Source organism: Pseudomonadales bacterium, from assembly GCA_013215025.1.
Lineage (GTDB): Bacteria > Pseudomonadota > Gammaproteobacteria > Pseudomonadales > DT-91 > DT-91.
This window is the reverse complement of record JABSRR010000218.1, coordinates 1-3,638: the sequence shown is the minus strand read 5'-3', so window position 1 is coordinate 3,638 and position 3,638 is coordinate 1. Positions and strand designations below refer to the sequence as shown.

Below are 3,638 nucleotides of genomic sequence, written 5' to 3'. Positions count from 1 at the left end.
TGATCAATATCGAGCACATAGGCTTGGTCAATATTGTTGCGCAAAAGCTGATTATCAAAGAGCTTATTCAGCAGCAGGCGAATGCCAACGCCATAACAGCAGAAGTTATGCAGCTGTTAGATAACGACAGCTATCGCAATACCATGGTGCAAGAATTGGCGCAAATAAAAGCCAAGCTCGGCAAAAGTGGCGGCTCGGCGGCAATTGCGGATTTGGCAATTGAAATGATGAGTAGCGCTACACATAAAAATACAAGCGCGGCATAGTCTATCCGCTCCATAGCAGGCTTTTTTGTGTCAGGGTTTAAAAGCGATTAACGCGATATTTATTGTAAGCACAGCATGTTTATGCAAAGCGCTCAGCAGCATACTGCAACGCTTTAGCTTAAAGATAATGTTAGTGGGTAAGGTCAGAAATAGAGGCAGAAGGTGCGTTAATTTTCACCGATTCAATGCCGTTATCGCGAGAAGACTCAGAGCTATATGACTGACTGGTGCCAATCACTTGATGATTGCCCGATTTAAGATTAAATGCAAATTTCCCCCCAGCGGTGGTTTTACGGTCAAACATGGCATCGTCACAGCTATTCTTCATTACCGATTCAATACCATGCATACAGCTGGCTTTGGCCTTATAACCCTCACTGGCCAAAATATTCTGCCCATTTGAGGCCTTGAGGCGAAAACGAAACTCACCGGCCTTATCATTATACACTTCAAAATGTCCTGACATATAACACCTCCTAGATGTGCTATGTTGCAACGCAAGGCGACGCTGCAGTCGCGTAAGCGTTGATGATGTGAAAAATGTAGCGCAACCGCTAGGTCATGCGGGTGAACCCAGTCACGCTGAATGCCTGCCAGCACGACAGCGCTAAACTTTATATAGCAGAAAATTGGGCGAAGAAAAGTGAAAAGCCAAAATAGGCTTGTTCAAACAGCTAGGCGAGCCCACGGGTAGATTGCTGTAGTGCTTCAATCAGTGTCTCAATCGCGCTTTCGCCGCCCTGCTGGGCCAGTGAGCGCAGAGCATCGGGTAAATCGTCACGGTGAATATTGGCGCGATAAATCAATTTATAAGCGCGCTGAATTTGCTGAATACTAGTAGCGTCAAAGCCTCGGCGCTTTAAACCCACTTTATTGATGCCAATCGCCTTGCCCTTGGCATACATCACAAACGGCAGCACATCTTGGGTAATTTTCTCCAGCCCGCCAATCATCGCATTGCGGCCAATCCGGCAAAACTGATGAATGCCGCAGCCGCCGCTAATCGTGGCGTAATCGTCGATGATCACATGGCCAGATAGGTCGGTACTGTTGGCCATAATAATATGATTGCCCAGCTGGCAGTTGTGCGCCACGTGCACATAGGCCATCAGCAGGTTATCGCTACCTACGCGCGTCACATAGTCGTCTTTGGCCGCGCCGCGGTGAATACTCACATACTCACGAAAAGTATTGCGGTCGCCTATCTCAAGGTAGGTAGTTTGGCTGGGGTCGAAGCTGATATCTTGCGGAGCATCGCCAATCGAGCAAAAGCTATGTATCTGATTATCTTGCCCAATCTTTGTAGGGCCATGAATCACCGTATGCGCGCCGATATGGCTGCCGGCGCCTATGCTCACATCAGCACCGATAATGGCATAGGGGCCAACGCTTACCGTGTCGGCTAAGGTGGCGCTGGGGTCGATAACGGCAGTGGGATGAATCATACGGGGCTTCTTACTGTGTGCTTGTTTGTTCTTGCTGTGAAATGGCGTAATAGCCTAGCAGTATAACCCAGCCCAATACACTCCACCACGACTGGCAAGCGACAAAACCCTAGGCCGGCTTTGCCAGCTCATCCAAACTTAGCGATTCCAGCAATGGCGTGCCTACATCTAAGTGTGCAGGAAAGGCAATACGGTTGCCAGTAAGTGCGTAGCCACGGCGCTGATAAAAGGCAATAAGCTCGCTTCGGGTTGATAATACCGACAGTAAGAATTGGCTCGGCTGAAAACTGCGCCGTGCATATTGCTCGGCAGCCTTAAGTACCGCAGAGCCAAGGCCCGCAGCTTGCAGCTCAGGAGACACTGCAAAACTGCCTATGCAAACATCTGGCGGCTGATGATCAAGGCATATACAAGCCAGAATAGTCCCAGCAGCTTTGTATACTAAAAACCGTGAATCTGCTGCGCCGATGCTCTGGCTAATATCCTCAACACTGGCTCGTTTGCCGGCCACCAAGGCCGATTCGTTGGTCCAGCCCTGTGTGCCGCGATAGGCGCGATTTAATAAGGCGCAAATTTCAGCTGCATCCGCTGGGGCAGCCAGACGTAATTGCATATTAAAGCCAGCTCGCGTTTAACAAAGTTTGTCAGGCTGGTAATCGGTGGCTGGCCAAAATTGATTAATTTCTTCAGCTTGCTGCGCTGCAGTAAACGTCTCAAAAAATGTTATAGAAACTGAATAAGTCAGTAAATACTCAAACTAACTATTACACGATATGGTCATTGACATCGTTTTGAATGACTCTGTCATGCCTGTAGAGTAGTCTTTTTGATGTGTCCATTTTGTGTCTTCTGCAACAACTTTTTCATATCCATTGCCGGCGCAAAGAGAATCAGCCTTTTTATGAATTTTTTCACTCATACCTTCTTGCGAAGCAAAGCTATTGCCAAAGGCACTAATCATATAAGTGCCCTCTTCAATTTCTTGTACAGATGCAGGAAACCATGTCGCACAACCGCTTAAAGTGAACATAAATACTACATATAGATATTTCATCATTTATAAATCAAAGTTGTTATTGAATAAAAAGTTTTGGATCTTCAAACCTTACTAAAACAATACCGCAGCTATTACTGTATAGTAACTCTGGTTATGTATTTATTTTGATGCGGTTATTTTAATAATCGAAAACCTGATGAGCAGAAAATAAATAACCTCAATTGCTAAAGCAGTTGGTAATAAAACTTTTATTAAGAAGCCCGGTGAGCCGTAATATTGACCGATAACCACAAATGCAAAAATAAGTAATATTGCTGCACTAAGAAAGGCTGAAATTTTTTCTAAATGTATTGAGCTTTTACAGCTTGTACATTTCAGCTTTATAGGATTCAGTGTGTTTAAAACAGACATAAACGTTATATTTGAAGAACAGTTACTACATTGACTCATTATTTTCACTACCTCTAAACTGAAAAAATTCTTTAGCGTCGCTGACATAGAAAAACCATAGTGCAAAAATAGGCAAAATGATTTTTTCGATCGTGTTTAACCAAGTACCGTCAAAGCCATTGTCTAACATGATAATGATGCTATCAAAAAAATGACCAAGAATTGCAAAGATCAAGACGGAGGAAAAAAGATGTAGGCCGATAATTTTTTTCTTGAAAATATAGATTAATCCTACTGCCTGTAATAAAAACGCAATGCCTAGAAGCACAACTAATATGTAAGCAAAAGAATTTTCAATAGGTAGCCATAACATAAATGCAGACAGTACAAACGGCAAAAGCGAGGTGCTTAAAAAAGATAAAAATAAAACGATGTAGATAAGATATTTTTGCATAAATATAATAAGCTTTAATTAATACTACTTAGCAGTATTAATTAAAGCAATAGCTCAACATGTAAAAAGATAATAATAAGTTATGA

6 protein-coding genes are annotated in these 3,638 nt (G+C 43.4%); 1 reads left to right on the top strand and 5 read right to left on the bottom strand.

What is annotated here, in order from left to right; all coding sequences use genetic code 11:
- Positions 1-266: hypothetical protein (locus tag HRU21_12030; protein NRA43018.1), on the top strand; the 266-nt coding region annotated here is incomplete at its 5' end.
- A 130-nt stretch (positions 267-396) separates the two neighbouring features.
- Here the strand turns inward: HRU21_12030 and HRU21_12025 are convergent.
- The 5 genes from HRU21_12025 to HRU21_12005 form a co-directional block, all read right to left on the bottom strand.
- Positions 397-732 (bottom strand): YegP family protein, encoded by a 336-nt coding sequence (locus tag HRU21_12025; protein ID NRA43017.1) that lies wholly within the window; start codon positions 730-732, stop codon positions 397-399.
- A 208-nt stretch (positions 733-940) separates the two neighbouring features.
- Complete coding sequence (gene lpxA / locus HRU21_12020) at positions 941-1,711, bottom strand: acyl-ACP--UDP-N-acetylglucosamine O-acyltransferase (protein NRA43016.1); 771 nt, start codon at positions 1,709-1,711, stop codon at positions 941-943.
- A gap of 109 nt (positions 1,712-1,820) precedes the next feature.
- Positions 1,821-2,324, bottom strand: a complete 504-nt coding sequence (locus tag HRU21_12015; GenBank protein ID NRA43015.1) for a GNAT family N-acetyltransferase — start codon at positions 2,322-2,324, stop codon at positions 1,821-1,823.
- A gap of 144 nt (positions 2,325-2,468) precedes the next feature.
- Positions 2,469-2,768, bottom strand: a complete 300-nt coding sequence (locus HRU21_12010) for a hypothetical protein (GenBank protein ID NRA43014.1) — start codon at positions 2,766-2,768, stop codon at positions 2,469-2,471.
- A gap of 376 nt (positions 2,769-3,144) precedes the next feature.
- The gene (locus tag HRU21_12005; GenBank protein ID NRA43013.1) at positions 3,145-3,552 is read right to left on the bottom strand and encodes a hypothetical protein; all 408 of its coding nucleotides are present in this window, start codon (positions 3,550-3,552) and stop codon (positions 3,145-3,147) included.
- Positions 3,553-3,638: the final 86 nt, after the last annotated feature.

What these genes read in the sequence shown, in the direction of transcription:
- HRU21_12025 (NRA43017.1), bottom strand. Translation starts at nt 732, where the DNA reads ATGTCAGGACATTTTGAAGTGTATAATGATAAGGCCGGTGAGTTTCGT.
- lpxA (NRA43016.1), bottom strand. Translation starts at nt 1,711, where the DNA reads ATGATTCATCCCACTGCCGTTATCGACCCCAGCGCCACCTTAGCCGAC.
- HRU21_12015 (NRA43015.1), bottom strand. Translation starts at nt 2,324, where the DNA reads ATGCAATTACGTCTGGCTGCCCCAGCGGATGCAGCTGAAATTTGCGCC.
- HRU21_12010 (NRA43014.1), bottom strand. Translation starts at nt 2,768, where the DNA reads ATGATGAAATATCTATATGTAGTATTTATGTTCACTTTAAGCGGTTGT.
- HRU21_12005 (NRA43013.1), bottom strand. Translation starts at nt 3,552, where the DNA reads ATGCAAAAATATCTTATCTACATCGTTTTATTTTTATCTTTTTTAAGC.